Raw genomic sequence first — 25,200 nt, forward strand, 5'->3', positions numbered from 1 at the left:
GCCTCAAATCCTTGCGTAACAGGCGCTAGCAGCTATTGCTTTTACAGCGTACGAGCGATTTCCTTGATCTCGAAGACTTCCAGCACGTCGCCTTCCTTGATGTCGTTGTAGTTGCGCAGCTTGATACCGCACTCGAAGCCTTCCTTGACTTCCTTGACATCGTCCTTCATGCGACGCAGCGACTCGATCTCGCCCGTGTAGATGACCACGTTGTCGCGCAGCAGACGGAAGTGTGCATTGCGGGTGACGTGACCTTGCGTGATGTACGAGCCGGCAATGGTGCCGATCTTCGTCGCCACGAACACGGTACGGATCTCGGCCATACCGATGATCTCTTCGCGCTTCTCGGGAGCCAGCATGCCCGACATCGCAGCCTTCACCTCATCCACGGCGTCGTAGATGATGTTGTAGTAGCGAACGTCGACATCATTGCCTTCAGCGGTCTTGCGGGCCTGAGCATCCGCACGCACGTTGAAGCCGATGATGATGGCCTTGGAAGCCAGCGCCAGGTTGACGTCGGACTCGGAGATACCGCCCACGCCGGAGTACACCAACTGAACCTTGATCTCGTCGGTGGACAGCTTGAGCAGCGAGGCTGCCAGAGCTTCCTGCGAGCCTTGCATGTCGGCCTTGATGATGATGGGCAGGGTCTGCACATCGCCAGCGGACATTTCGGCGAACATGTTTTCCAGCTTCGCAGCCTGCTGCTTGGCCAGCTTGGTGTTGCGGAACTTGCCGGCGCGGTAGGTCGCGATTTCACGGGCACGACGCTCGTCGCTCAGCACCATGAAGTCGTCACCCGCCTGGGGCACTTCGTTCAGACCCTGGATCTCGACAGGGATGGAAGGACCGGCTTCCTTGGTCTGCTTGCCGTCTTCGTCGAGCATGGCTCGCACGCGACCATAGGTCTGGCCAGCCAGCACCACATCGCCGACCTTCAGCGTACCGGACTGCACCAGCACCGTAGCCACGGTACCGCGACCCTTGTCCAGCTGGGCTTCGATCACGATACCCTTGGCAGCGGCGTCCACGGGCGCCTTGAGTTCCAGCACTTCGGCCTGCAGCAGCACTTGCTCCAGCAGCTCGTCGATGCCCTGACCGGTCTTGGAGGACACGGCCACGAAGGGAGAGTCACCGCCGTATTCTTCGGGTAGCACCTCTTCCACGACCAGCTCCTGCTTGACGCGATCGGGGTTGGCTTCGGGCTTGTCGGCCTTGGTGATGGCCACCACGATGGGAACACCAGCCGCCTTGGCGTGCTTGATGGCTTCCTTGGTCTGGGGCATGACGCCGTCGTCGGCAGCAGCCACCAGAATCACGATGTCGGTGGACTTGGCACCGCGAGCACGCATGGCCGTGAAGGCCTCGTGACCGGGGGTGTCCAGGAAGGTGATGATGCCGCGAGGCGTCTTCACATGGTAGGCACCGATGTGCTGAGTGATGCCGCCGGCTTCGCCCGACGCCACCTTGGTGCGACGGATGTAGTCCAGCAGCGAGGTCTTGCCGTGGTCCACGTGACCCATGACGGTCACCACGGGAGCGCGCGGCAGTTGCTCGGCTTCGGAGTTGGAGACTTCCTCGGCGGTGAAGGCTTCGGGATCGTCCAGCGCAGCCACCTTGGCGGTGTGGCCCATTTCTTCCACCACGATCATGGCGGTGTCCTGGTCCAGCGGCTGATTGATAGTGACCATCTGGCCCATCTTCATCAGAACCTTGATGACCTCGGATGCCTTGATGGCCATCTTGTGAGCCAGTTCGGCCACGGTGATGGTCTCGGGCACCGAAATCTCCAGCTGACGGAACTCGGGAGCCTGCTGCTGTTGCTGCTCGTGACGATCATTGCCACGACGGCCGCCCTTGGGACCACCGCGCCAGTTGGAACGGCCAGCCACGCCGCCGGAGCTGTCGCCACGGGTCTTGATTTCCTTCTTCTTGCCGGCGTCGTTGGACCAGCTCGAAGACAGCTTGGCGGACTTGACTTCCTTGCCTGGACGGGCACCGCCGCCGGCATTGGCCGCGCCAGCGCTGCCTGCAGGCTTGTTGCCATCCTTGGCGGCAACAGGCTTCTTGGCATCCGCAGCGACCGGAGCAGCCTTCTTGGGCTCCTCGGGCTTCTTGGCGACCAGCACCTTCTTAGGCGCAGCCATCATGGCGCGGATGGCTTCCGCTTCGGCCAGGGCCTTGCGGCGGCGCTCATCCAGATCCTTGGCGCGGCTGGCTTCTTCAGCAGCCTTGGCCTGGGATTCGGCTTCCGCCTTGGCGCGTGCCTCGGCCTGGGCCGCAGCACGTGCGGCAGCGCCTGCGGCGTGCTCGCGCTTTTCTTCTTCCTTTGCCGCCTTGGCTTCAGCCACCTTGGCGACTTCCGCGGCTGCATAGGCTGCAGCACGTTCCTCGGCTTCGCGCTCGCGGCGCTCGCGCTCTTCGCGCTCTTGACGTTCCTTGGCCAATTGTTCTTCCTGATGGCTCAACAGCTCGGCCTCGCGGCGAGCATCTTCTTCACGGCGTACCAGCTCTTGACTAGCGGCACGCTCCTGCACAGCCTTAGCCATGCTTTCCGCATTGGCCTGAGCCTCGGCGGGAGTGTCTTCCCGCTTCACGAAAGTGCGCTTCTTGCGCACTTCCACCTGAATCGTACGGGCACGGCCCGATGAATCCGCCTGCTTGATTTCGCTGGTGGACTTCTTGGTCAGCGTGATCTTCTTGGCACCGCTGCCATGGCTTGCCTGCAGGTGAGACAGCAAGCGCTGCTTGTCACCTTCGGTCAGCGCGTCAGCCGCATTGGCCTTGTCAACCCCGGCGGCCTTGAGCTGCTGCAGCAAGGTATCAGGGGTCGTGTTGCGCTCTTTCGCAAATTCTGCAACCGTATTACTCGACATAAATGCTCTGTACCTCCCTGACCTTACTCTTGCCCATCGGTAAACCAGTGCTCACGCGCCTTCATGATCAAGGCCTTGGCTTCTTCGGCAGTCTGACCGGTGATTTCGGTCAGCTCGTCGATCGCCAGGTCGGCCAGATCGTCACGTGTGTGCACATCAGCTTGCGCCAGCTTGTCCAGCAGCTCGGCAGTCATGCCGTCCAGAGACACCAGATCCTCGGATGCCTTGCTCACATTTTCTTCGCGAGCAATTTCCTGACTCAGCAGTGCATCCTTGGCGCGGCTACGCAGCTCGTTCACCGTCTCTTCGTCGAAGGATTCGATTTCGAGCATTTCCTGCAGCGGCACATAGGCCACTTCTTCCAGGGTCTCGAAACCTTCTTCGATCAGGATGTTGGCGATTTCCTCGTCCACATCCAGCTTTTCCATGAACAGCTTGCGCGAGACAGCCGACTCGTCGGCCTGCTTCTGGGCAGACTCTGCAGCGTCCATGATGTTGATCTTCCAGCCTGTCAGCTCGGAGGCCAGACGCACGTTCTGACCGCCGCGACCGATGGCGATGGCCAGATTTTCCTCGTCCACGACCACGTCCATGGCATGCTTTTCCTCATCCACAACGATGGAAGAGACATTGGCAGGAGCCAGGGCACCGATCACGAACTGGGCGGGGTCTTCGGACCAGAGCACGATATCCACACGCTCGCCGGCCAGCTCGTTGGTCACCGCATTCACGCGGGTGCCGCGCACGCCGACGCAGGTACCAATGGGGTCCACGCGCTTGTCGTGGCTGAGCACGGCGATCTTGGCACGAGAGCCGGCGTCACGGGCGCAGCTCTTGATCTCCAGCAGGCCTTGCTCGATCTCGGGCACTTCATTGCGGAACAATTCCACCATGAATTCGGGAGCCGAGCGCGACAGCAGGATGGGAGCACCGCGCAAGGTGGCATCGACTTCCATGATCATGGCGCGCACGCGGTCGCCATTGCGCAGATTTTCCTTGGGGATCATCTCGCCGCGCTTGAGTCGACCTTCCACACGGCCGGATTCGACAATGATGTCGCCCTTGTCCATGCGCTTGACGGTACCGGTAAAGATCTTCTCGCCACGGGCCAGGAATTCGTTGAGCAGCATTTCGCGCTCGGCGTCGCGAATCTTCTGCAGGATGACCTGCTTGGCAGCCATGGCACCGATACGGCCGATGGGCAGCGACTCGATCTGCTCTTCAATGAACTCACCAATTTGAATGCCGGGCACGCGGTCTTCCGCATCCATCAGCATTTCTTCGGCGTCGGGGTTCTGCAGACCGGCATCGTCAGACACCACCACCCAGCGGCGGAAGGTGTCGTAGTCGCCGCTTTCGCGATCGATGGACACGCGGATGTCTACTTCACCTTGGTACAGCTTCTTGGTGGCCTGTGCCAGTGCGGATTCCACGGCACCAAAAACCACATCGCGTTCCACGTTCTTTTCACGCGAAATGGCTTCAACCAACATCAACAGTTCGCGATTCATGCGACGACTCTCCTATTTCAATCACACAAAGAGGATTTGCATGCGACCTCTTTGCCCCAAAAGATTCAAACGCTTCAGCTGCCTCATTCGGGCTTGGCTGCGCGTCCTTTGAAATTCACAATCGGTGCCAGACGAGCTTCGCGCAACTCGTCAAGCGTAAAGCCCATCGCGTTCAACGGCGCAGGCTCACGCTTCTTGCTGACGCGCACGCCCGGCTTGGGAGGCGGCTCATCGCTCCAGATGATCTGCCAGCCACCTTCTTCAGTCCGCTCCAGCGTGCCACGAAATTTCTTGCGGTTTGCATTGATCTTGTCGCCACCCGCAGCCCCGATGGGAGCCTTGAGCGTCAGATCCACCTCCGAGCCTTCAAAGCGGATGAAGTCCTGCTCATGGCGCAGCAAACGATCAATGCCTGGAGAAGAGACCTCCAGGCGGGCGTAGTCCGCACCATCGACTTCCAGCGCAAACTGAAGCTGGCGCGTGACCTTTTCGCAGTCTTCCACTGTCACGAACTGCTCGGGCAGCTCAGGCGCACCGTCCTCCGGCGCCTGCCAAGGCAAATCAATCGTGATGCGCAGCAGGCCGCCGGCCGAGCGCTCGATTTCAACCAGGTCATAGCCCAGACCTGTCACGGTTTGTTCAACGATTTGCTGTAGTGCCACGTGTATTCAGTTCAATCCCGAAAAATCTGTCAAATCATGGACTTAGCTCTGCCAAAAACAGGTTTCGCCATGAATTGCCCAAAAAAAACGGGCGGTATGTACCCGCCCGTTTGGTCGTGAAGCCGTGATTGTAGCCGCAAACCACTGTTTTCGCAAAAAGTGTCTCGCATAAAACAGCGATCAACGCAAGACTTCCTGCAGGTCATCAGCGCGCAACAATCGCTGCAGCAAATCCTGGGCCTCCTGCACATCGGCGGGCCTCGCCGCCGCATCTGCGGGCAGGGATTGCAGCATCCGCGCCAGCACCCCCGTTTGCGGAAGCACAGGCCCCAGGAATCTGGCCTGCTCGCCCTGCGCCACCAAAATGGACGGAAAGGTTTCTATGTCCAGATCGCCAGCTACATCCTCACGGTCTTCCACATCGAGCCAGACAAAACGCATCTGTGGAAACTGGGCAGCAAGAGCCTCGAAGGGCTGCCGGTACTGTTTACAGGTACCGCACCAGTCAGCACAGAGGCAGACAACCAGCCATGCGTCTGCTTTTGTAATTTCTTGTTTCATTTCACGAACTCTGGGCAGGCCTTCGCACACGCCCCTGCATTGATCCCGGCAATGGTAGCGCCAGATGCACCCAAGGACTCAAACCCCGGTCATCACCCCACCAGCGCGCATTGAGACCCTTGAAGCTGCCGCACTCTATCCCTATTATTTTCCTGAATGCGGGCGCAGCAATGGCAGCAGCCAAGGCAACAGTCTTGCGCCCATCTTTTGACAAGAAGATTGGTGACTCCATGGATTACAAGGACTATTACAAGATACTTGGCGTGGACAAAAAGGCCTCCACCGAGGACATCAAAAAGGCCTATCGCAAACTCGCCCGCAAATACCACCCCGACATCAGCAAGGAAAAAGACGCGGCTGCTCGCATGGCCGAGGTCAACGAAGCCAACACCGTGCTCTCCGACCCCGAAAAGCGCGCCGCCTACGACGCCATGGGCGACGAGATGCAGTTTGCTCAAAATGCCAGAGCTCAGGGCAGCGGAGGCTTTCGCCCGCCGCCCGACTGGGATCAGCGGGACTTTCACTTCAGCAGCCAGGGCGATGCCGGCAGCGACGCCGATTTCAGCGACTTTTTCTCGCAGATGTTCGGCCAAGCCGCTCGTGCACGGCGCCATCAGGGCCAGCAAGGCGCGCGCAGCACCCCAGACATGCGCGGCCAGGACCAGCATGCCAGCATAGAGCTGGATCTGCAGGACAGCTATAGCGGCGCCGTACGCTCGCTGCATCTGCGCAGCACCGTGCTCGACGACCAGGGCATCCCCACCCACAAGGACAAGGAGCTGCAGGTCACCATTCCCAAGGGCGTGCGCGAGGGCCAGATGATTCGCCTTGCCGGTCAGGGCAACCCGGGCCTGGGCAAGGGTGCTCCAGGCGATCTGCTGCTGGAGGTGCACTTCCGCAGCGACCCACGCTGGTGGTCCGAAGGCAAGGATGTCTACCAGCGAGTGCCGCTCGCGCCCTGGGAAGCCGAGCTGGGTGGCCCCGTCCCCTTCAAGACGCTGGCCGGGGAACTGGAAGTCACCGTGCCCGCCGGCTATCGCTCGGGCCGCAAACTGCGCCTCAAGGGCAAGGGCCTGCCCGCCGCCACGCCAGGTGATCTGTACCTGGTGCTGGATGTGGTCTTCCCGCCCGCGGCGACACCCGCGCAAAAGCAGGCTTATGCCGACTTTGCCAGGGCCTTCCCGCAGTTCGATGCCCGCAGCCTGAGTTGAAAGGTTTTCCCATGAGCCCCTCCCACTACCCTTTCTACGAACCTGCCGAGCTGCTGGAACAGGCCGTGCTCGATCTGCACGAGCTGGCGCGCCATTGCTGCACCAGCCCGCAATGGGTGATCGAGCATGTGCAGACAGGCGTCATCAGCTACGACAACGAAGGTCAGCTGCGCGAGATCAGCCACGAGCAATGGCGCTTCAGCAGCCAGACGCTGGTACGTGCACGCCGCATTGCCCAGCTGGAACACAGCTTCGACGCCGACCCTCAGCTCGCCGCCCTGACCACCGATCTCATTGAGGAAGTGCAGCAACTGCGCCGCAAGCTGAAAAATCTGCAAGGATGAGCAAACCAACGCTCTGAAGCCGTGAAAAGCAAAAAGCCCTCGTACCGAAGTGACGAGGGCTTTTTTGCGGGCCGCACACCAGGGCGCAGCCTGCCGCAGGAATTAGCCGTGGCGCTTGCCGGGCTGCTTCTTGCTGCGAGTGTGCGAACCACGCTCCAGGCTCACGCGCTGGCCACGGCCGGGAGTGGGCAGGGTCACGCCATTGGGTGCCTGGGGACGGGGAGTGGCCTTGCGGTCTGCTTCGGTAACGATCTTATTGCCCATGTCGAATTCTCAATTGGGAGGTTGAAAAGGATCAATTAGGCCACAGCCAGAGAATTCGCGCCAAATAAATACAAACTTTCGAGTGCGGATTCAGTGTTTTTCAGCGAATGCCTGCCTCGAGAATCAGTGAATCGACAGCAATTGCAGGCATTCAAAGCCTCAAACCTTTGAAGGGAAAGCGCTGCTCGCCATCACATTCAGACCGCCGAAGGCTCGGCAACGACCCCGGCGGCCTCGACCAACTGGCGCGTATATGCCTGCCTCGGCGCAGTCAGCACCGCCTGCACATCGCCCTGCTCCACGATCTGCCCGTCCTTCATGACCAGCACCTCATGGGCCATGGCGCGAATCACGTCCACATCGTGGGTGATGAGCAGATAGGCCAGACCACGCTCCTTCTGCAGCCGCTGCAACAGGGCCAGCACTTGATGTTGAATGGTGACATCGAGTGCACTGGTGGGCTCGTCCAGCACCAGGACCTCGGGCTCCATGATGAGCGCGCGTGAAATCGCCAGGCGCTGCCGCTGCCCGCCCGAGAATTCATGCGGATAGCGCTGCAGCAGGCCGGGAAACTGGGCCTCGGTCAAGCCCACCTCTTCGAGCATCTTGAGCACGCGCTCGCGCCGCGGCCCGGCAGCGAGCTCAGGGGCATGGATCTGCAGGCCTTCGCCGACGATCTCCTCCACCGTCATGCGCGGAGAGAGCGAGGAGAACGGATCCTGAAACACCACCTGGATCTTGCGCCGCAGCGCCAGATTGGCGACGCTGTTGCGGATTGCCGGCTGCTGCCATTGCCTGCCAGCCACCTGCAGCTCCCCGGCCGCAGGCAACAGCCCCAGCACGGCCTGGGCCAGCGTGGATTTACCGGAGCCCGATTCACCGATCACGCCCAGGGTACGGCCGGGCCGCAGCAGCATATCCGCGCCCTTGACCGCGACGAACGCGCCCTTTTTGAACCAGCCGCGAATGCCTGGCAAGGGCGTGGCATAGCTCACCTGCAAGGCCCGGGTTTGCACCACGGCAGCCTCACCGGCCGGCACGGTCTCATCCGCCACATTGCGTACCGGCCGGCTGGCCAGCAGCTTGCGGGTATAGGCATGCTGCGGGTTCCGCATCAGCTCGGCCACCGCGCCCTGCTCCACGAGACGGCCTTTTTCCATGACGGCCACGCGGTCGGCAAAGCGGCGCACCAGGTTCAGGTCATGCGTGATCATCAGCACGGCCATGCCGGTCTGCCGCTGCAGATCGGCCAGCAAATCCAGGATCTGGCCACGCAGCGTCACATCCAGCGCCGTTGTCGGCTCGTCGGCCAGCAGCAGCCGGGGACGGCTGGCCAGGGCCATGGCAATCATGGCGCGCTGACGCTGGCCGCCGCTGAGCTGGTGCGGAAAGCTCTGCGCGCGACGCTCGGGCTCAGGGATGCCGGTAGTGGCCAGCAGCTCGACGGCCTGCTTCAAGGCCTGGGCCCGGCTCAAGGCCTGCTTGAGCTGCAGCACCTCCGCCACCTGCGCGCCGACGGTCATCAGCGGGTTCAGCGCCGTCATCGGCTCCTGAAAGATCATGGCGATATCGCCGCCGCGTATGCCCTGCATCTCGCGCTCCGAAAGCCCCAGCAGATCGCGCCCGTCCAGCAGGGCCCGGCCACCCAGTTGCGCATCGCCCACCAGGCGCAGCAGCGACAGCGCCGTGACCGACTTGCCCGAGCCGGACTCCCCCACCAGCGCCAGCTTTTCACCGGCTGCAAGTTCGAAGCTCACATCCTGCACCACGGGCTTGCCCGCAAAAGACACGCTCAGATCGTGCACGGCCAGCAGCTTGCTGCCGGCCTGGCCTTCGTATTTCTCCTTGCTCATGGCTTGCCTCCTGCGCGCTTTGCAGCCCCGGTGTGCGCCTGCTTGCGCGGGTCCAGCGCATCGCGCAGGGCATCCCCCATAAAGGTCAGCAACAGCAGCGTGATGACCAGCACGCCAAAGGTGGACAGGGAAATCCACCAGGCATCGATATTGTTCTTGCCCTGGCTCAGCAGCTCACCCAGGCTTGGCGTGCCTGGCGGGACGCCCAGACCCAGAAAATCGAGCGAGGTCAGCGCCAGGATGGCCCCGCTCATGCGAAACGGCAAAAAGGTGATCACCGGCGTCATGCTGTTGGGCAGAATGTGGCGAAAGATGATGGAGCGATTGCTGGCACCCAGCGCCTGGGCGGATTTCACATAGTCGAGCTGGCGATTGCGCAGAAACTCGGCTCTCACATAGTCGGCCAGCCCCATCCAGCCGAACAGGCTCAGCAGGATCAGCAGCAGCGAGACACTGGGCGCAAACAGCGCGCTGAAGATGATGAGCAGGTAGAGCTCGGGCATGGAGCCCCAGATTTCCGTCAGGCGCTGGAAGGCCAGATCCGTCTTGCCGCCAAAAAAGCCCTGCACCGCTCCCGCCAGCACGCCCAGCAGCACGCCCACGGCCGTCAGCGCCAGGCCGAACAGCACGCTGACGCGAAAACCGTAGATGAGCTGCGCCAGCAGATCGCGCCCCCGGTCGTCGGTGCCCAGCCAGTTGTCGGCCGACGGCGCAGAAGGATTGGGCGACTTGGCAAAGTAGTTGATGGTGGACTTGCCATAGCGGTTGATGGGGAAGATCGCCCAGTTGTCGCCCTCGCCGAGCCTTTGCCGGATGAAGGGATCGAGGTAATCGGTCGGCGTATGGAAATCGCCGCCAAATGTGGTTTCCGGGTAATCGTGCAGCAGCGGCAGATAGGTCTGCCCCTCGTAGCGCACGATGAGCGGCTTGTCGTTGGACAGCAGTTCGGCAAACAGGCTGAGCAGCACCAGCACCGAAAAGACCAGCAGGCTGGCAAAGCCCAGCCGATTGCCTTTGAAGCGCCGCCAGGCCCGGCGCCCAGGGGATTCGGACTTGGCAGCAGGCGCCGCCGGCACACGCTCTACTCCTGTATTCATAGCTTCTTGCGCTTGCAGGGCATTGGTTTGAGGCTTATTTTGCATAAATCAATCAAACTTGACCCGGGGGTCCACCCAGACATAGCAAAGATCGCTGATGAGCTTGGTCACCAGGCCGATCAGCGTGAACAGATACAGCGTGCCCAGCACCACGGGAAAGTCGCGCCGGATCACGCTTTCATAGCTGAGCAGACCCAGGCCATCGAGCGAGAACAGGGTCTCGATCAGCAGCGCGCCGGCAAAGAAGGCGCCGATGAAAGCCGAGGGAAAGCCCGTGACGATGGGAATCAGCGCATTGCGAAACACATGCTTGTAGAGCACCTGGCGCTCGGACAGACCCTTGGCGCGGGCCGTCAGCACATACTGCTTGCGGATCTCTTCGAGAAACGAGTTCTTGGTCAGCATGGCTGTCACGGCAAAGCTGCCGGCCACCATGGCCGTCACAGGCAGCGCGATATGCCAGAGATAGTCCGCCACCTTGCCCATGGTGCTGAGTTCGTCGAAATTGGCCGATGTCAGCCCGCGCAGCGGAAACCACTGCAGCTGCCCGCCAAAGACGACCAGCAGCGCCACGCCCAGCACAAAGCCCGGGATGGCATAGCCGATGAGAATCACGATTGTGGTCGCCAGATCGAAGCGCGAGCCGGCCCGCACGGCCTTGGCCACGCCCAGTGGCACGGCCACCAGATAGCTGATGAAAAACGTCCACAGCCCCAGGCTGATGGAGACCGGCAGTTTTTCCTTGACCAGCGCCCAGACGCTTTTGTTCTGAAAAAAGCTGGTGCCCAGATCGAAGCGCGCGAACTGGCCCAGCATCTGCACAAAGCGTTCTACCGGGGGCTTGTCAAAGCCGTACAGCGCCTTGATCTCCTCCAGGCGCTTGGGATCCACGCCCTGGCCGCCCCGGTAGCTCATGGAAGCGCCTTCGGCGCCGTGTCCGGCACCAGCCTTGGCCTCGGCCAGATACTGCTCCACCGGGCCACCGGGCACGAACTGGATGACGACAAAGGTCAGCAGCAGCACGCCCAGCAGCGTGGGGATCATCAACAAAATGCGTTTGAGAATATAGGCAAACATCTTCGATCAACCCTTGTTTTCAGCCGCGGCGGCGCTGGCCGCAGCGCCGGGCCGCCCAAAGCAGAGGGGCAGCGACCCGTGCAACGGCGGAGCGTGGGGGCCACTTTACCTGGGCCGCAGCGCGGGCCGCCCCAAGCAAGGCCAGCCCCCTCGGGGGGCAGCGCCCTCGGGGGGCAGCGCCCCGTGCAACGGTGGAGCGTGGGGGCCACCTTACTTGGCCCACCAGGCATAGACGGCCCATAGCTCGCCCGGCGAATAGGCCGGAATCTGCCCCGGCAGCGCCAACTTCCAGGCGTCATAGACCATGCGGTGCGTGCCCGAGTAATACTGCGGAATCAGGTAATGGCCGTGGACGATGATGCGCTCCAGCGCGTGGCAGGCGGGCAGCATCTGCTGCTCGGACTTGGCCGCCGCCATCTGGGCGATGATGGCATCCACAGCCTTGCTCTTGAGACCGACATAGTTCGAGGCTCCCTCCACATCGGCGGCGGCTCTGCCGAACAGCTCGGCATATTCCTGGCCCGGATTGTGCGTGCCGGGCACGTTGAGCGTCACGATGTCGAAATCGTATTTGTCCATGCGCTGCTGATAGAGCGCGTAGTCCACATTGCGCACCTTGAGCGTGATGCCCAGCTTTTCCAGATTGCGCATCCAGCTGCTGACGATCTTGACACCGCTCTCGCTGCTGTCCAGATATTCCAGCACCATGGGCTCGCCCTTGGCGTTGCGCAAGGCTCCATCCCTGACCGTCCAGCCGGCATCGGCCAGCAGCTTCTGCGCACGCCGCAGATTGCCGCGCAGGCCATCAGGCCCGTCGGTGCGTGGCGGCTGGGCCATCCGCCCCAGCGTGCCTGGCGGCAGACTGCTCTCATAGGGCTTGAGCAGGGCCAACTCGGCATCGCTGGGATCGCCCGTGGTTTCGCAAGCGGTGTTGCCAAACAATCCATGCACACGCTGATATGCGCCATAGAACATCTGACGGCTCATCCACTCAAAGTCATAAGCCAGGCCCAGGGCCTCGCGCACACGCACATCCTTGAGCAGCTCACGCCGCGTATTCAGGAAAAAACTCTGAAAGCCCGAGGGCAGCTTGTTCTCGAACGCGCCCTTGACCAGTTCGCCCGAGGCGAAGCGCCGCCCCGTCAGACGCCTGGCCCAGTCGCCCGCGCTGTTGATGCGCATGAGATCGAACTCACCGGCCTTGAGTGCCTCCAGCCGCGCCGTGTTGTCCTTGTAGATCTTGATGGTGACTCGGTCAAAATTGGCCAAACCGACACGCACCGGCAAGGCTGCCCCCCAATACTTAGGGTCGCGAACATAGCTGATGTCCTTGCCAAACTTGACCGGCCCTATCTTGTAGGGCCCGCTGCCGATAGGCGTGTCCATCACCACCTGATCGAAGGCCTTGGGCTTGCCATCCGCGCCCAGCCCCCAGTCACGGCTGAACACCGGCAACAGGGCGCCCACGGTCAGCGGCAGGTCGCGGTTGGGCTTTTTGAAGCGAAAGCGCACCGTGCGCTCGTCGAGCACATCACAGGCAGCCACCTCGGCAAACAGCGTCTTGTAGCCGGGCGAGACATATTTGCTCAGCAGCGTCTCGTAGCTGTGCTTCACATCCTGGGCCAGCACGGGCTTGCCGTTGTGAAAGCGCGCCTGCTTGCGCAATTTGAAGGTCGCGGACAGGCCGTCGGCCGCCACCTCCACATCCTCGGCCAGCAGGCCGTAGCCCGTGGCCGTCTCGTCGAGGCTGGGGGTCAGCAGGGTCTCGAACAGCATGTCCGCCAGATAGGCAGGCGGCGAGCCCTTGATGGTGAAGGGGTTGTACTTGTCGAAGGTCGAATAGCGCAGATTGCTGACCATGCGCAACTCGCCGCCCTTGGGCGCTTGAGGGTTCACATAGTCAAAGTGCTTGAAGTCGGCCGCGTACCTGGGCTGGCCCCAGAGCGCATAGCCATGTGCTGCCAGGGCAGGTGTGGCAACTTGGCTGCTGACAATCAGGGCTGAGCAAATCATCCAATGGCGCATGCGACAATTCTGCCCTACCCCGACTGATTCGCACCCAGTTCGAACAGATACGTTTTCAAAGATGGCGCGTCTGCCACAGATGCAGCCATCGTCTCTTTCAATTTTCTTTGGAGAACAACAATGGGTTTTCTCGCCGGTAAAAAGCTGCTGATCACGGGCGTTCTGTCCAACCGTTCCATTGCCTACGGCATTGCCAAGGCCTGCCATGAGCAAGGCGCAGAACTGGCTTTCAGCTATGTGGGTGAACGCTTCAAGGACCGCATCACCGAATTTGCTGCCGACTTCGACTCCAAGCTGGTGTTCGACTGCGACGTGGGCGACGACGCCCAGATCGAAAAGCTGTTCGCCGACCTGGGTGCCACCTGGGGCAAGTTCGACGGCTTTGTGCACTCCATCGGTTTTGCCCCCCGTGAAGCCATTGCCGGCAACTTCCTCGACGGTCTGAGCCGCGAGAACTTCAAGATCGCCCACGATATCAGCGCCTACAGCTTCCCCGCCATGGCCAAGGCAGCCCTGCCTTACCTGAACGACAAGTCCTCGCTGCTGACCCTGTCCTATCTGGGCGCTCTGCGCTCCATCCCCAACTACAACACCATGGGCCTGGCCAAGGCATCGCTGGAAGCATCCGTGCGTTACCTGGCAGAAGCCGTGGGTCGCACTGCCGACGGCCGCGCCATTCGTGCCAACGGCATCTCCGCCGGCCCCATCAAGACCCTGGCTGCCTCCGGCATCAAGGACTTCGGCAAGCTGCTGGGCCGTGTGGCCGACGCCGCTCCTCTGCGCCGCAACGTGACCATTGAAGACGTGGGCAATGTCGCGGCCTTCCTGCTGTCCGACCTGGCCTCCGGCGTGACCGCCGAGATCACCTATGTGGACGGCGGCTTCAGCCAGACCGCAGGCCTGTCTGCCGATCAGGTCTGAGCCCCAGGCTTTTGAGGACACCAGCCCCGCAGGCTTCTGAGGCCTGCGGGGCTTTGTTTTTTTGGGGCCGTGCCCGACATCTTGGCCCTTGCCCTACAAGCGCGGCAAAGCACTGACGCTATGGTTCACAGTGTTTTCTCTATGGTTCTGACGAATATTCAAGAGGAGCTTACATGCCATATCGTTTTCTCATCCTGACCGCATCCGCTGCTGCCCTGACGGCCTGCAGCACCCCCGAGCCCCAGCCCGCCCAGGCCATCGCCAGGCTGCAGGCCACTTCGGGTAGCAAGGTCGGCGGCGATGTGAAATTCACCCAGAAGACCGGCCAGCAGGTGATGGTCAATGCCGTGATTCACGGCCTCAAGCCCAATTCCGAGCATGGCTTTCACATCCACGACAAGGGCGACTGCGGCGACAATGGCAATGCCGCTGCCGGCCACTTCAACCCGCTGGGCAATCCGCATGGCAAATATGACTCGACCCAGCACCATATGGGCGACCTGCCCAGCCTGAAGGCCGACTCCAACGGCGTGGCCACCGTCAACGTACAGTCGGCGGACATCACCTTGCTGGCCGGCCCTGGCAATGTCATGGGCCGGGCGGTCATCGTCCATGCACAGCCCGACGACTACACCACCCAGCCCACGGGCAATGCCGGCGCGCGCATCGCCTGCGCCGTCATCAGCCGCGACTGAAGGTCTTGCCCCTTTGACAAAAGCCGCTGCCTGGCTGCAGCGGCTTTTTCATTGAAATCACCGCAATTACTTATGGATAAGCCGCTGATAGCCATGTTTTTTGATATGGGTTCGTACCCGCATCGACAGCATAGGCTCCGCGCTCTAGCATGAGCTGCCTCTTTACCGGGAGATAGCCATGCCTGAGCCACGGCATCGCCCCCTGCGGGAATGCATTCTCTGGCTGGTCTGTGCCTGTCTCTGCATGGGCTTTGTTGCCGTGCGGTCCCAGACCACGACACAGCCGCCTTCGCTGATGCTGGCCCAGGTCTGGCGCAGCGGCCTGCCGCTGCAGGACTATTGGGTCAGCGAGAAACTGGATGGCGTACGCGGCTACTGGAACGGCCACCAGCTCGTCAGCCGTGGCGGGCAGCGGATCGCGACGCCAGAGTGGTTTGTTCGGGACTGGCCGGCCACCCCCATGGATGGCGAGCTCTGGGCCGGACGCGGCCGGTTTTCCCATGCCCAGTCCACCACGGCACAGGCCATCCCGGACGATCGGGCCTGGCGCCAGATGAGATTCATGGTGTTTGATCTGCCCGCGGCTCCGGGCAGCTTTGACCAGCGCCTGCCGCTGCTGCAGCGCACCGTCGGGGCCATTGCCCAGGACTGGGTGCAGATGGTGGAGCAGCGCAAGCTGGGCTCGGAAGCCGAGTTGCGGCAATGGCTGCACACAGTCGTCAAAGGCGGCGGCGAGGGCTTGATGCTGCACAAAGGCAGCGCCCCCTATCGCCCGGGCCGCAGCGACGATCTGCTCAAGCTCAAGCCTTTCGATGATGCCGAAGCCCGGGTCATAGGCTACAAAAACGGACGCGGACAATGGCAGGGCATGACGGGTGCGCTACTGGTGCAGACCCCGGACGGCAAGCAGTTTTCACTGGGCTCCGGACTGACGGTGCAGATGCGCAAAAGTCCGCCCGCGCTCGGCAGCTGGGTCACCTACCGCTACCAGGGCCTGCACGAAAAAAGCGGGCTGCCGCGCTTTGCCCGCTTTTTGCGCGTACGCAGCGAGCCGGGCTTTCAGCCCGAGCCGGCAGGCCCGTGACTCTGGCTTCATCGCTACCTGCGACTGCCGACCCTGCGCCTCAAGCCCAGGGCGCCCAAACCTACGGCAGTTGCGCCCCCAGGTCGCGCGCGGCCTGCAGCACGTTTTTGACATAGCGCTCGTCATAGCGATGCGCAGGCATGGTCAGCGTCAGGGCGGCCGCCAGCTCCCCGCTGCGGCGAAAGACCGGAGCCGAGATGCCGGCGATCTCGCTATGTCTGTCGCCCACCAGGGCTTCGTAGCCATCGGCCCGTACACGCGCATAGTGGTTGCGATTCTTCTTCACCCAGTCGCCCAGCTCCGGATCGAAAGCGACCAGCACACGCCCGCCAGCTCCCTTATCCAGGGGGAGCAGATCGCCGGCACGCGCATGATCGCGTACCGGGTGCGGCGAATCCACACGGTACAGACACAGGCGTTCACGCCCCTGGCGCACATGGTAGGCAGCGCTCTCGCCCGTGGCCTGAACCAGTGCGCGCAGCACCGGCATGACCAGTTTGTCCAGCGAGAAGCTCTGCTCGTAGACCACATGCAGCCTGGCCACGGCCGGGCCCACCGCATAGCGCCCGTCATCCTGGCGCTGAACCCAGCCGCCATGCTCCAGAGAGGCCAGCAGCCTCAGCACCGTGCTCTTGTAGAGCCGGGTGCGCTCGGCCAGCTCGGCCAGGCTCAGCGCGGCATCGCCATCCTGGAATGCACTCAGCACGCTGAGAGCACGGTCCACTGCAGCCACACCGCCAGGTGCTGCATTCTCGTCAGCTACGGATTCATTCAGGGATTTACGCGGCATGGAAACTCCTGCCCCGCTGCTTGACAGGGCATCGGGACGCAAGGCAATATTTCAATAGAAAGAACTCAGTTCTATTAGATAGAACATCATTAAAACATTGTGCCAGCTGCAATGCAAGCATGAAATCCAAGTGAGGCAACCATGTCATACCCCCAGCGTTTCGATCTCCTGATCAGCGAAGTCGGCCCCCGCGACGGCCTGCAGTCGGTCTCGGCCACCATGAGCACGGCCCACAAACATGCATGGATCGATGCACTGGTGGCAGCGGGCGTGCAGGAGATCGAGGTCGGCTCCTTTGTCTCGCCCAAACTGCTGCCGCAGATGGCCGACGCCGCCGAGGTCGTACGCCACGCCACCGCCCATCCCGGCGTCACCATCATGGCCCTGGTGCCCAATCTCAAGGGAGCCGAGGCCGCCATGCGCGCCGGCGCGCACAAGATCACGCTGCCCGTCTCGGCCAGCCCCGCGCACTCCATGGCCAATGTGCGCAAGACACCCGCGCAGATGGTGGAGGAAGTGCGCGCCATCGCCAGGCTGCGCGATGAGATCGCCCCTGCCGTGCATATCGAGGCCGGCATCTCCACCGCTTTCGGCTGCACCTTGCAGGGCCTGGTGCCCGAGGACGAGGTGATTGCTCTAGCGGCGGCCTGCGTGGCCGCCGGCGCCGACGAATCGGGGCTGTCGGACACCACGGGCATGGCCAACCCGGCCCAGGTCAAGCGCCTGTTCACACGCCTGCGCAGCGAACTCGGCGACAAGGCCGGCGCCGCACATATGCACAACACCCGAGGCCTGGGCCTGGCCAACTGCCTGGCTGCCTATGAAGCCGGCGTGCGCACTTTCGACGCCTCCCAGGCCGGACTGGGCGGCTGCCCCTATGCCCCCGGCGCCTCGGGCAATGTGGTGACCGAAGATCTGGTCTTCATGTTCGAAGCCATGGGGCTGCGCACCGGCATTGACATTGAACGATTGCTTGCAGCGCGAGAAACGCTGGCCGCCGGCCTGCCGGGCGAGGCGCTCTACGGCATGCTGCCACCCGCGGGCCTGCCCAAGGGCTTTGTGCCTCAGCGCTACTGATCACACAGCGGCTCGCCCATGAGCCGAAGACAAGAAGAGATGAATATGCACGCCTCAACCGAAACCGCCGAGACTTCCTCCCCCCTGCCCTATAGCGGCATCCGCGTGGTGGAGTTCACCCATATGGTCATGGGCCCCAGCTGCGGCCTGATGCTGGCCGACCTGGGCGCCGAAGTCATCAAGGTCGAGCCCGTGGGCCACGGCCGCAACGGCGATGCCACGCGCAAGCTGCTCGGCTCGGGCTCGGGCTTTTTCCCGCTGTTCAACCGCAACAAGAAAAGCCTGACGCTGGATCTGCAGACCCCCGAGGGCAAGGAAGCCGCGCTGCGGCTGATCGCCACGGCCGATGTGGTGACCGAAAACTTCAAGCCCGGCACCATGAAGAAGCTGGGCCTGGACTATGAAAGTCTCAAGCAACAATTCCCACGCCTCATCTATGTGAGTCACAAGGGCTTTCTGCCCGGCCCCTACGAACACCGCACGGCCCTCGACGAGGTGGTGCAGATGATGGGGGGCCTTGCCTATATGACGGGCCGGCCCGGCGACCCGCTGCGCGCGGGCACCAGTGTCAACGACATCATGGGCGGAATGTTCGGTGCCATGGGAGCCATGGCCGCCCTGGCCCAGCGCGAGAAGACCGGCAAGGGCCAGGAAGTGCAGAGCGCTCTGTTCGAGAACAATGTGTTTCTGATCGCCCAGCACATGATGCAGTACGCGGTGACCGGCAAGCCTGCAGCACCCATGCCCGCACGCATTTCGGCCTGGGCGATCTACGACGTGTTCGAGGTCCAGGGCGGCGAGCAGATCTTTCTGGCCGTGGTCAGCGACGGCGCATGGCGCGAGTTCTGCGATGCCTTTGGCCTGGAGCAGCTGCGTGACGATCCGCGCCTTGGCAGCAACAACGACCGCGTGCAGGCCCGCAGCTGGCTGATGCCGCTGCTGCGCGAAACCATGGCCGGCTACAGCGCCGCGCATATCGCCAGCGTCTTCGAGGACAAGGGCCTGCCGTTTGCGCCCATCGCCCGCCCGCACGACCTGCTCGAGGACCCGCACCTGAACGCCACCGGTGCGCTGGCCCCCATCACCTTGCCCGACGGCCGCGACAGCAAGACCGTGCTGCTGCCGCTGACCCTGGACGGCAAGCATCTGCAGGTGCGCCTCTCGCCGCCCAAGCTCGGCGAGCACAGCCTGGAGATTCTGACAGCGCTGGGCTACAGCCAGGCCCAGGCCCGGGCACTGGCACAGGGCCAGCCCGACTGAGCGGCCCTGCGGGGCCATCGCCCCGCACGACTCATCCACCCCAGAACAGGGCGCCCACGCGCGCCCTGCGGGGATTCTTTCGCCCCATTTCCATCATTCAGGAGACAAAACCATGCCGTACAGCCCCTCTTCCCGACACCCGAACCGCCGCCTGGCGATGGCAGCATGCGCGCTGACGGCCATGACGCTGGCCGCCGGCAGTGCTGCGGCCCAGCCCGGCGAATGGCCCGCCAAGTCGATACGCATGGTCGTGCCTTTCACGCCAGGCGGCGGCACCGACACGGTGACGCGCCAGATCAGCGAGCGCATGGCGACCGCGAATCGCTGGGTCATCGTGGTGGACAACAAGCCTGGCGCGGGCGGCAATATCGGCCTCGATGCCGTCGCCAAGGCGCCGGCCGACGGCTATACCTTCGGCATGGGGCAGACCGCCAATCTGGCCATCAATCCCTCGCTGCTGCCCAGCATGCCGTTCAACGCCAAGACCGATCTGCTTCCCGTGGCGCTGGTGGCCTCGCAGCCCGTGGTGCTGGTCGTGCCCACCGATTCGCCCTGGAAATCGCTGCAGGATCTGATCGCCGCAGCCAAGGCCCAGCCTGGAGCCATCAAGCAAGGTCTGGCTTCCACGGGCACCGTCGGCCATCTGGCGGGGGAAATGCTTTCCTACAAGGCCAAGATCGATGTGCTCAACGTGCCCTACAAAGGCGCCGCGCCGGCTGTGACCGATCTGCTGGGCAAGCAGACCCACTATATGTTCGGCACGCCTCAGGCGGTCTACCCCATGATCAAGGGCCAGCGCCTGCGCGCACTGGCCGTGACCTCGGCCAAGCGTCTTGCCATCCTGCCCCAGGTCCCCACCGTGGCCGAGTCCGGCTTTCCGGGCTTTGAAGCCGTGGACTGGAAGCTGATCGTGGCCCCCAGAAACACGCCCGCCGCGCTGGCGCAGAAGATCAACGCCGCAGTGAACACCGGCTTGCAGGACCCTGCAGTGCTCAAACAGCTGCAGTCCGAAGGCAGCACACCCATGGGGGGCAGCCTGCAGGATGCCCAGGCCTATCTGCAAAAGGAGCAAGCCAGCTGGGCCGCGCTCATCCGCGACGCGAAGATCACTCTGGAATAGTCATCAAAATCAGTAGCTGCCTGCGCAATAACCACCTATGTTTCAAATAGATTCATTTCTATATACGATACAGGTCAAGCGCAAGCAGCTACTATTTTTGCTTCATGCAGCGCAGCCCCTGAATGAACAGCACAGCCAGACTCGCGCCCGCGGCATTGGCCAGCACATCCAGCCACTCGGCTGACCGCGTGGGGGCGACGCCGGCCTGCAGCAGCTCGATCACGCCGCCATAGCCGGCACAGACCAGCACCACGGCCAGTGCTTGCCCGGCGGCCCAGCGCAAGCCCCGCGCAGCAGAGCAAACCCGCCAGCACCGTATGCAGGCCGGCATGCACCAGCTTGTCCGTGTGCGCGAAGCCACGCAGAAACGGGAACAGCCTGAGAATCAGCCCACCGCTGCTGCCTGTCTCATTGAGGCAGCCCCAGAGCATGAACAAGGCCCAGCCCAGGCTGGCTGCCGCCAACCGCTTCCACAGAGGCACGGCGCCAGCCGGTTGCAGGAATGAATGCATGGCAGGGATATGAAAAAGCCCGAAGTGCAGGCACTCCGGGCTGATGTGCAAAAAGGCCTGGATCGCCCCGACCTTGCAAAGGCCAAGGCTTATGCAGCCTTCCTTGCCGTTTTGGCCGCAGCCTTCACCGCAGGCTTTGCGGCGGACTTGGCTGCCACCTTTGTTACCGGCTTTGTTGCCGACTTTTTGGCAGGCGTCTTGGCAACTGGCGTGGTTACGGGCGCCGCAGCCGTCTTCTTGGCAGCGGGCTTCTTCACGGCAGCAGTCTTCTTCACTGCCACAGGCTTGACGCTTTCCTCGGCCACGCAGTCCGCGTAGTAGCGGATCTCGCCGTTTTCGTCTTCCAGCTCGACCAGACCGTGGATATCGGTCTCGAAGCCCGGGCATTCCTTGGCGAATTCGCGCGCGAACACCAGGTAGTCAACGATCTTCTTGTTGAAGACTTCACCGGGAATCAGCAGCGGAATTCCGGGCGGGTAAGGCGTGACCAGACCCACGGTGGTGCGGCCGACCAGATGGTCGATTTCCACGCGCTCGGTCTTGCGCTGCGCGATATGCGCGTAGGCATCCGAGGGCTTCATCGTGGGCTTGAGATCCGACAGATACATCTCGGTCGTCAGGCGTGCGATGTCGTACTTGGCATACAGCTCGTGCACATGCTGGCACAGATCGCGCAGGCCCATGCGCTCGTAGCGGCGGTGCTGCTGGCAGAACTCGGGCAGGATGCGCGCCAGCGGCTGATTGCGGTCGTAATCGTCCTTGAACTGCTGCAGCGCGGTCAGCATGGTGTTCCAGCGGCCCTTGGTGATGCCGATGGTGAACATGATGAAGAAGGAATACAGGCCGGTCTTCTCGACCACCACGCCATGCTCGGCCAGGTACTTGGTGACGATGGACGCGGGAATGCCGGTATCGGCAAAGTCGCCGTCCAGATCCAGGCCGGGCGTGACGATGGTGGACTTGATCGGGTCCAGCATGTTGAAGCCGTCAGCCAGATCGCCAAAGCCGTGCCAGTTGTCGAACTCCTTGCCGTTCTTCTTGGAGCGGGTCTTGGTCGATGCGTCTGTGCCGCGGATGATCCAGTCCTGGGCCGTGCCCACGCCTTCCTCGGCCAGGGCTTCAGGGCCCCAGACCTCGAACCACCAGTCGTCGTCGCCGAACTCGTCTTCCACCTTGCGCATGGCACGGCGGAAGTCCAGTGCCTCGACAATCGACTCCTCCACCAGGGCCGTGCCGCCGGGCGGCTCCATCATGGCGGCAGCCACGTCGCAGCTGGCAATGATGCTGTACTGAGGGCTGGTCGAGGTGTGCATCAGATACGCCTCGTTGAACAGAGGGTGATCCAGCTTCTCGGTCTGGCTGTCCTGCACCAGCACATGCGAGGCCTGGCTGATGCCGGCGAGCAGCTTGTGGATGGACTGGGTGGCATAGACCACCGAGTGCATCGGGCGCTTGCGCTTCTTGCCCATGGCGTGATAGCTGCCATAGAAGGGATGGAAGGCAGCGTGGGGCAGCCAGGCTTCATCGAAGTGCAGATTGGCCACATAGCCGTCCAGCATGCCCTTGATGGTCTCGGTGTTGTAGAGCACGCCGTCGTAGGTGGACTGCGTCAGCGTCAGCACGCGGGGCTTGACGGCCTTGGCATCCACGCCCTTGAGCAAGGGGTTGGCGGCAATCTTGGCCTGGATGGACTCGACCGAGAACTCGCTCTGCGGGATAGGACCGATGATGCCGAAGTGATTGCGCGTGGGCTTGAGGAACACCGGAATCGCACCCGTCATGATGATGGAGTGCAGGATGGACTTGTGGCAGTTGCGATCCACCACCACCACATCGCCGGGTGCCACGGTGTGGTGCCAGACGATCTTGTTGGAGGTCGATGTGCCATTGGTCACAAAGTAGCAGTGATCGGCATTGAAGATGCGCGCGGCATTGCGCTCGGACTCGCCGATGGCGCCGTTGTGGTCCAGCAACTGGCCCAGCTCTTCCACGGCATTGCAGACGTCGGCGCGCAGCATGTTCTCACCGTAGAACTGGTGATACATCTGGCCCACGGGGCTCTTGAGAAAGGCCACGCCGCCCGAGTGACCGGGGCAGTGCCAGCTGTAGGAGCCGTCTTCGGCGTAGTCCAGCAGCGCCTTGAAGAACGGCGGCTGCACGCTCTCCAGATAGCTCTTGGCTTCGCGGATGATGTGCTTGGCCACGAACTCGGGCGTGTCCTCGAACATGTGAATGAAGCCATGCAGCTCACGCAGAATGTCGTTGGGCAGGTGACGGCTGGTCTTGGTCTCGCCGTAGATATAGATGGGCACTTCCTCATTCTTGCGGCGTACTTCACCGATGAAGTCGCGCAGGCTGTGAATGATGGGGTCCTTGTCGCCGCCGAGCTGGAATTCCTCGTCGTCGATCGACAAAATAAAGGCACTGGCCCGGCTTTGCTGCTGTGCGAACTGCGACAGATCGCCATAGCTGGTCACGCCCAGGACTTCAAAGCCCTCTTCTTCAATGGCTTGAGCCAGGGCGCGGATGCCCAGTCCCGAGGTGTTCTCGGAACGATAGTCCTCGTCGATGATGACGATGGGAAAGCGAAACTTCATGAACAGCCTCCGTACCAATCAGGCCTAAAAAACGAAACAGCCGCGAAGTGTAAGGAATATCCTTATTGCGGCTTTGAAACAGGCTGTTTTTAACCCAGAATGTGGTGCACTAAATACAGGCCTTAACAGGAGCTCAGGTATGGATCACTCCACCGCGTGGTGGTTGCTTGTCGGTTTGCTGGTCATTGCGGAGCTGTTGACCGGCACTTTCTATCTCCTCATGCTGGCTCTGGGTGCCATTGCCGGAGCGCTTTGCGCTCATTTCGGCCTGGGCACCAGCAGCCAGATCGTCGCTGCGGCCCTGCTGGGCTCCGGTGCCGTCCTCGTCTGCTATCTGCTGCGCAAGCGCAGCCCGCGCAGACAGCCCGCTTCCAGCAATCGCGATGTCAACCTGGATGTGGGCGAAACCGTGGTCATCGAACAGTGGAACACCGACGGCACGGCCCAGGTCCGCTATCGCGGCGCCACCTGGACTGTCATGGGACGCCAGGGCGCGCTGCCCATCCCGGGCCCGCATCGCGTGGCCGAAGTCATCGGCAACCGCCTGCTGGTTGACAAGATCTGATCATCGACCGGCCCCGGCATGGTTATGCTGGACGCCGGAACGCTTCGCTCTCTTTCTTCACACCAACGCCCCACAAGGGCTGGAGACAATATGGATTACGCAGTCCCTCTCGCCATCGCCATCATTGCCATCATCTTCATCGTCCGCTCGATCAAGGTGGTTCCCCAGCAGCATGCATGGGTCAAGGAGCGTCTGGGCAAATACGCAGGCACGCTCACACCCGGCCTGAACTTTCTGATCCCGTTCGTGGACCGCATCGCCTACAAGCACAGCCTCAAGGAAATTCCCCTGGACGTGCCCAGCCAGGTCTGCATCACGCGCGACAACACGCAGCTGACCGTGGACGGCATTCTCTACTTCCAGGTCACCGACCCCATGCGCGCCAGCTATGGCTCGTCCAACTACATCATGGCCGTGACCCAGCTCGCCCAGACCTCGCTGCGCAGCGTGATCGGCAAGCTGGAGCTGGACAAGACCTTTGAAGAGCGCGACATGATCAACGCCCAGGTCGTCAATGCCATCGACGAGGCCGCGCTGAACTGGGGCGTGAAGGTGCTGCGCTACGAAATCAAGGACCTGACGCCGCCCGCTGAAATCCTGCGTGCCATGCAGGCCCAGATCACGGCCGAACGCGAAAAGCGTGCCCTGATCGCAGCTTCCGAAGGTCGACGCCAGGAACAGATCAACATTGCCACCGGCGAGCGCGAAGCTTTCATCGCCCGCTCCGAAGGCGAGAAGCAAGCCGCCATCAACAAGGCGCAAGGTGAAGCTGCCGCCATCACCACCGTGGCCGAAGCCACCGGACAGGCGCTGGAGCGCGTGGCCATGGCCATCCGCCAGCCCGGCGGCGAGCAGGCGGTTCAACTCAAGGTGGCTGAAAGCGCCGTGGAGGCCTACAGCAAAGTGGCAGCGGACTCCAACACCACTCTGGTCATTCCTGCGAACATGACCGAGGTCTCCGGCCTGATTGCCTCTGCCATGAAGATGGTTCAGGTGGGCAAGAGCGCCTGAGCCTGCTCGCTTCAGGCTGCGTGCAGAAAAGAACTTTCTGCACTTTCATTTTGAGGTCGAAATTTCTGGTTAGAATAGCGGCTTCAT

Annotated in this window: 22 protein-coding genes; 10 read left to right on the plus strand and 12 right to left on the minus strand. The window is 62.3% G+C overall.

Features of this window, described 5'->3' with window-relative positions; all coding sequences use genetic code 11:
• Positions 1-41: 41 nt before the first annotated feature.
• The 4 genes from infB to Cth01_RS09910 all read right to left on the minus strand — a co-directional run bounded on the left by infB (position 42) and on the right by Cth01_RS09910 (position 5,610).
• Positions 42-2,876, minus strand: coding sequence for a translation initiation factor IF-2 (infB, locus tag Cth01_RS09895; protein ID WP_012837914.1), 2,835 nt, complete (start codon positions 2,874-2,876; stop codon positions 42-44).
• Between the two features lie 23 nt (positions 2,877-2,899).
• Positions 2,900-4,387: a transcription termination factor NusA gene (gene nusA / locus Cth01_RS09900; protein ID WP_003063156.1), complete on the minus strand. Its 1,488-nt coding sequence runs from the start codon at positions 4,385-4,387 to the stop codon at positions 2,900-2,902.
• An 83-nt stretch (positions 4,388-4,470) separates the two neighbouring features.
• A complete protein-coding gene (rimP, locus tag Cth01_RS09905) occupies positions 4,471-5,049 on the minus strand; it encodes a ribosome maturation factor RimP (protein WP_045839063.1) in 579 nt (192 codons plus the stop codon).
• Between the two features lie 180 nt (positions 5,050-5,229).
• Entirely contained in the window at positions 5,230-5,610 is a 381-nt protein-coding gene (locus Cth01_RS09910; protein ID WP_034349992.1) for a thioredoxin family protein, read from the minus strand.
• Positions 5,611-5,840: 230 nt separating this feature from the next.
• Here Cth01_RS09910 and Cth01_RS09915 point away from each other — a divergent pair, with 230 nt between their 5' ends.
• Both Cth01_RS09915 and Cth01_RS09920 read left to right on the plus strand, forming a co-directional pair.
• Positions 5,841-6,821: a DnaJ C-terminal domain-containing protein gene (locus tag Cth01_RS09915; protein WP_034351852.1), complete on the plus strand. Its 981-nt coding sequence runs from the start codon at positions 5,841-5,843 to the stop codon at positions 6,819-6,821.
• Positions 6,822-6,832: 11 nt separating this feature from the next.
• Positions 6,833-7,165: a chaperone modulator CbpM gene (locus Cth01_RS09920; RefSeq protein WP_003063164.1), complete on the plus strand. Its 333-nt coding sequence runs from the start codon at positions 6,833-6,835 to the stop codon at positions 7,163-7,165.
• Between the two features lie 102 nt (positions 7,166-7,267).
• Here the strand turns inward: Cth01_RS09920 and Cth01_RS23975 are convergent, their stop codons facing one another.
• The 5 genes from Cth01_RS23975 to Cth01_RS09940 form a co-directional block, all read right to left on the minus strand.
• Positions 7,268-7,429, minus strand: a complete 162-nt coding sequence (locus Cth01_RS23975) for a hypothetical protein (RefSeq protein ID WP_003056362.1) — start codon at positions 7,427-7,429, stop codon at positions 7,268-7,270.
• A gap of 197 nt (positions 7,430-7,626) precedes the next feature.
• Positions 7,627-9,282: an ABC transporter ATP-binding protein gene (locus tag Cth01_RS09925; RefSeq protein WP_045839064.1), complete on the minus strand. Its 1,656-nt coding sequence runs from the start codon at positions 9,280-9,282 to the stop codon at positions 7,627-7,629.
• Entirely contained in the window at positions 9,279-10,379 is a 1,101-nt protein-coding gene (locus tag Cth01_RS09930) for an ABC transporter permease (protein WP_139032058.1), read from the minus strand. The genes Cth01_RS09925 and Cth01_RS09930 overlap by 4 nt, the downstream gene beginning before the upstream one ends.
• Positions 10,380-10,427: 48 nt before the next feature.
• Entirely contained in the window at positions 10,428-11,456 is a 1,029-nt protein-coding gene (locus tag Cth01_RS09935; protein ID WP_034351795.1) for a microcin C ABC transporter permease YejB, read from the minus strand.
• 210 nt (positions 11,457-11,666) lie between these two features.
• Positions 11,667-13,481 carry an extracellular solute-binding protein gene (locus Cth01_RS09940; RefSeq protein ID WP_082085647.1) on the minus strand — a complete coding sequence of 605 codons (1,815 nt, stop codon included), beginning with the start codon at positions 13,479-13,481 and terminating at the stop codon, positions 11,667-11,669.
• A 120-nt stretch (positions 13,482-13,601) separates the two neighbouring features.
• Here Cth01_RS09940 and fabI point away from each other — a divergent pair, with 120 nt between their 5' ends.
• The 3 genes from fabI to Cth01_RS09955 all read left to right on the plus strand — a co-directional run bounded on the left by fabI (position 13,602) and on the right by Cth01_RS09955 (position 16,181).
• Complete coding sequence (fabI, locus tag Cth01_RS09945; RefSeq protein ID WP_003063172.1) at positions 13,602-14,402, plus strand: enoyl-ACP reductase FabI; 801 nt, start codon at positions 13,602-13,604, stop codon at positions 14,400-14,402.
• Positions 14,403-14,575: 173 nt separating this feature from the next.
• Entirely contained in the window at positions 14,576-15,097 is a 522-nt protein-coding gene (locus Cth01_RS09950; protein WP_045839067.1) for a superoxide dismutase family protein, read from the plus strand.
• 178 nt (positions 15,098-15,275) lie between these two features.
• Complete coding sequence (locus Cth01_RS09955) at positions 15,276-16,181, plus strand: DNA ligase (RefSeq protein WP_072248230.1); 906 nt, start codon at positions 15,276-15,278, stop codon at positions 16,179-16,181.
• A 61-nt stretch (positions 16,182-16,242) separates the two neighbouring features.
• Here Cth01_RS09955 and Cth01_RS09960 read toward each other — a convergent pair whose 3' ends face one another.
• Entirely contained in the window at positions 16,243-16,971 is a 729-nt protein-coding gene (locus tag Cth01_RS09960; protein ID WP_034351792.1) for an IclR family transcriptional regulator, read from the minus strand.
• A gap of 141 nt (positions 16,972-17,112) precedes the next feature.
• Between Cth01_RS09960 and Cth01_RS09965 the strand changes: the two genes are divergently transcribed.
• The 3 genes from Cth01_RS09965 to Cth01_RS09975 all read left to right on the plus strand — a co-directional run bounded on the left by Cth01_RS09965 (position 17,113) and on the right by Cth01_RS09975 (position 20,428).
• Entirely contained in the window at positions 17,113-18,048 is a 936-nt protein-coding gene (locus tag Cth01_RS09965; RefSeq protein ID WP_045839069.1) for a hydroxymethylglutaryl-CoA lyase, read from the plus strand.
• Positions 18,049-18,093: 45 nt separating this feature from the next.
• The gene (locus Cth01_RS09970; RefSeq protein ID WP_174447051.1) at positions 18,094-19,308 is read left to right on the plus strand and encodes a CaiB/BaiF CoA transferase family protein; all 1,215 of its coding nucleotides are present in this window, start codon (positions 18,094-18,096) and stop codon (positions 19,306-19,308) included.
• Between the two features lie 157 nt (positions 19,309-19,465).
• Complete coding sequence (locus Cth01_RS09975; protein WP_100086387.1) at positions 19,466-20,428, plus strand: Bug family tripartite tricarboxylate transporter substrate binding protein; 963 nt, start codon at positions 19,466-19,468, stop codon at positions 20,426-20,428.
• A 91-nt stretch (positions 20,429-20,519) separates the two neighbouring features.
• Here the strand turns inward: Cth01_RS09975 and Cth01_RS24275 are convergent, their stop codons facing one another.
• Positions 20,520-20,711, minus strand: coding sequence for a VanZ family protein (locus Cth01_RS24275; RefSeq protein WP_233425144.1), 192 nt, complete (start codon positions 20,709-20,711; stop codon positions 20,520-20,522).
• Positions 20,712-21,029: 318 nt separating this feature from the next.
• Positions 21,030-23,537 (minus strand): arginine/lysine/ornithine decarboxylase, encoded by a 2,508-nt coding sequence (locus Cth01_RS09985; RefSeq protein ID WP_045839072.1) that lies wholly within the window; start codon positions 23,535-23,537, stop codon positions 21,030-21,032.
• Positions 23,538-23,676: 139 nt separating this feature from the next.
• Here Cth01_RS09985 and Cth01_RS09990 point away from each other — a divergent pair, with 139 nt between their 5' ends.
• The gene (locus tag Cth01_RS09990) at positions 23,677-24,102 is read left to right on the plus strand and encodes an NfeD family protein (RefSeq protein ID WP_003063189.1); all 426 of its coding nucleotides are present in this window, start codon (positions 23,677-23,679) and stop codon (positions 24,100-24,102) included.
• Positions 24,103-24,192: 90 nt separating this feature from the next.
• Entirely contained in the window at positions 24,193-25,113 is a 921-nt protein-coding gene (locus Cth01_RS09995) for an SPFH domain-containing protein (protein WP_045839073.1), read from the plus strand.
• The last annotated feature ends 87 nt before the right edge of the window (positions 25,114-25,200 follow it).

Source organism: Comamonas thiooxydans (genome assembly GCF_000964545.1).
Classification (GTDB): Bacteria; Pseudomonadota; Gammaproteobacteria; order Burkholderiales; family Burkholderiaceae_C; genus Comamonas; species Comamonas thiooxydans.

Bases quoted from the DNA above. Each gene is read 5' to 3' on its own strand.
- nusA (WP_003063156.1), bottom strand. From the start codon at position 4,387: ATGAATCGCGAACTGTTGATGTTGGTTGAAGCCATTTCGCGTGAAAAG.
- Cth01_RS09960 (WP_034351792.1), bottom strand. From the start codon at position 16,971: ATGCCGCGTAAATCCCTGAATGAATCCGTAGCTGACGAGAATGCAGCA.
- Cth01_RS09970 (WP_174447051.1), top strand. From the start codon at position 18,094: ATGCACGCCTCAACCGAAACCGCCGAGACTTCCTCCCCCCTGCCCTAT.
- Cth01_RS09940 (WP_082085647.1), bottom strand. From the start codon at position 13,481: ATGCGCCATTGGATGATTTGCTCAGCCCTGATTGTCAGCAGCCAAGTT.
- Cth01_RS09915 (WP_034351852.1), top strand. From the start codon at position 5,841: ATGGATTACAAGGACTATTACAAGATACTTGGCGTGGACAAAAAGGCC.
- Cth01_RS09965 (WP_045839069.1), top strand. From the start codon at position 17,113: ATGTCATACCCCCAGCGTTTCGATCTCCTGATCAGCGAAGTCGGCCCC.
- Cth01_RS09975 (WP_100086387.1), top strand. From the start codon at position 19,466: ATGGCAGCATGCGCGCTGACGGCCATGACGCTGGCCGCCGGCAGTGCT.
- fabI (WP_003063172.1), top strand. From the start codon at position 13,602: ATGGGTTTTCTCGCCGGTAAAAAGCTGCTGATCACGGGCGTTCTGTCC.
- infB (WP_012837914.1), bottom strand. From the start codon at position 2,876: ATGTCGAGTAATACGGTTGCAGAATTTGCGAAAGAGCGCAACACGACC.
- Cth01_RS09955 (WP_072248230.1), top strand. From the start codon at position 15,276: ATGCCTGAGCCACGGCATCGCCCCCTGCGGGAATGCATTCTCTGGCTG.
- Cth01_RS09985 (WP_045839072.1), bottom strand. From the start codon at position 23,537: ATGAAGTTTCGCTTTCCCATCGTCATCATCGACGAGGACTATCGTTCC.
- Cth01_RS09930 (WP_139032058.1), bottom strand. From the start codon at position 10,379: ATGAATACAGGAGTAGAGCGTGTGCCGGCGGCGCCTGCTGCCAAGTCC.
- Cth01_RS09910 (WP_034349992.1), bottom strand. From the start codon at position 5,610: ATGAAACAAGAAATTACAAAAGCAGACGCATGGCTGGTTGTCTGCCTC.
- Cth01_RS09935 (WP_034351795.1), bottom strand. From the start codon at position 11,456: ATGTTTGCCTATATTCTCAAACGCATTTTGTTGATGATCCCCACGCTG.
- Cth01_RS23975 (WP_003056362.1), bottom strand. From the start codon at position 7,429: ATGGGCAATAAGATCGTTACCGAAGCAGACCGCAAGGCCACTCCCCGT.
- Cth01_RS09995 (WP_045839073.1), top strand. From the start codon at position 24,193: ATGGATTACGCAGTCCCTCTCGCCATCGCCATCATTGCCATCATCTTC.
- Cth01_RS09990 (WP_003063189.1), top strand. From the start codon at position 23,677: ATGGATCACTCCACCGCGTGGTGGTTGCTTGTCGGTTTGCTGGTCATT.
- Cth01_RS09950 (WP_045839067.1), top strand. From the start codon at position 14,576: ATGCCATATCGTTTTCTCATCCTGACCGCATCCGCTGCTGCCCTGACG.
- Cth01_RS09920 (WP_003063164.1), top strand. From the start codon at position 6,833: ATGAGCCCCTCCCACTACCCTTTCTACGAACCTGCCGAGCTGCTGGAA.
- Cth01_RS09925 (WP_045839064.1), bottom strand. From the start codon at position 9,282: ATGAGCAAGGAGAAATACGAAGGCCAGGCCGGCAGCAAGCTGCTGGCC.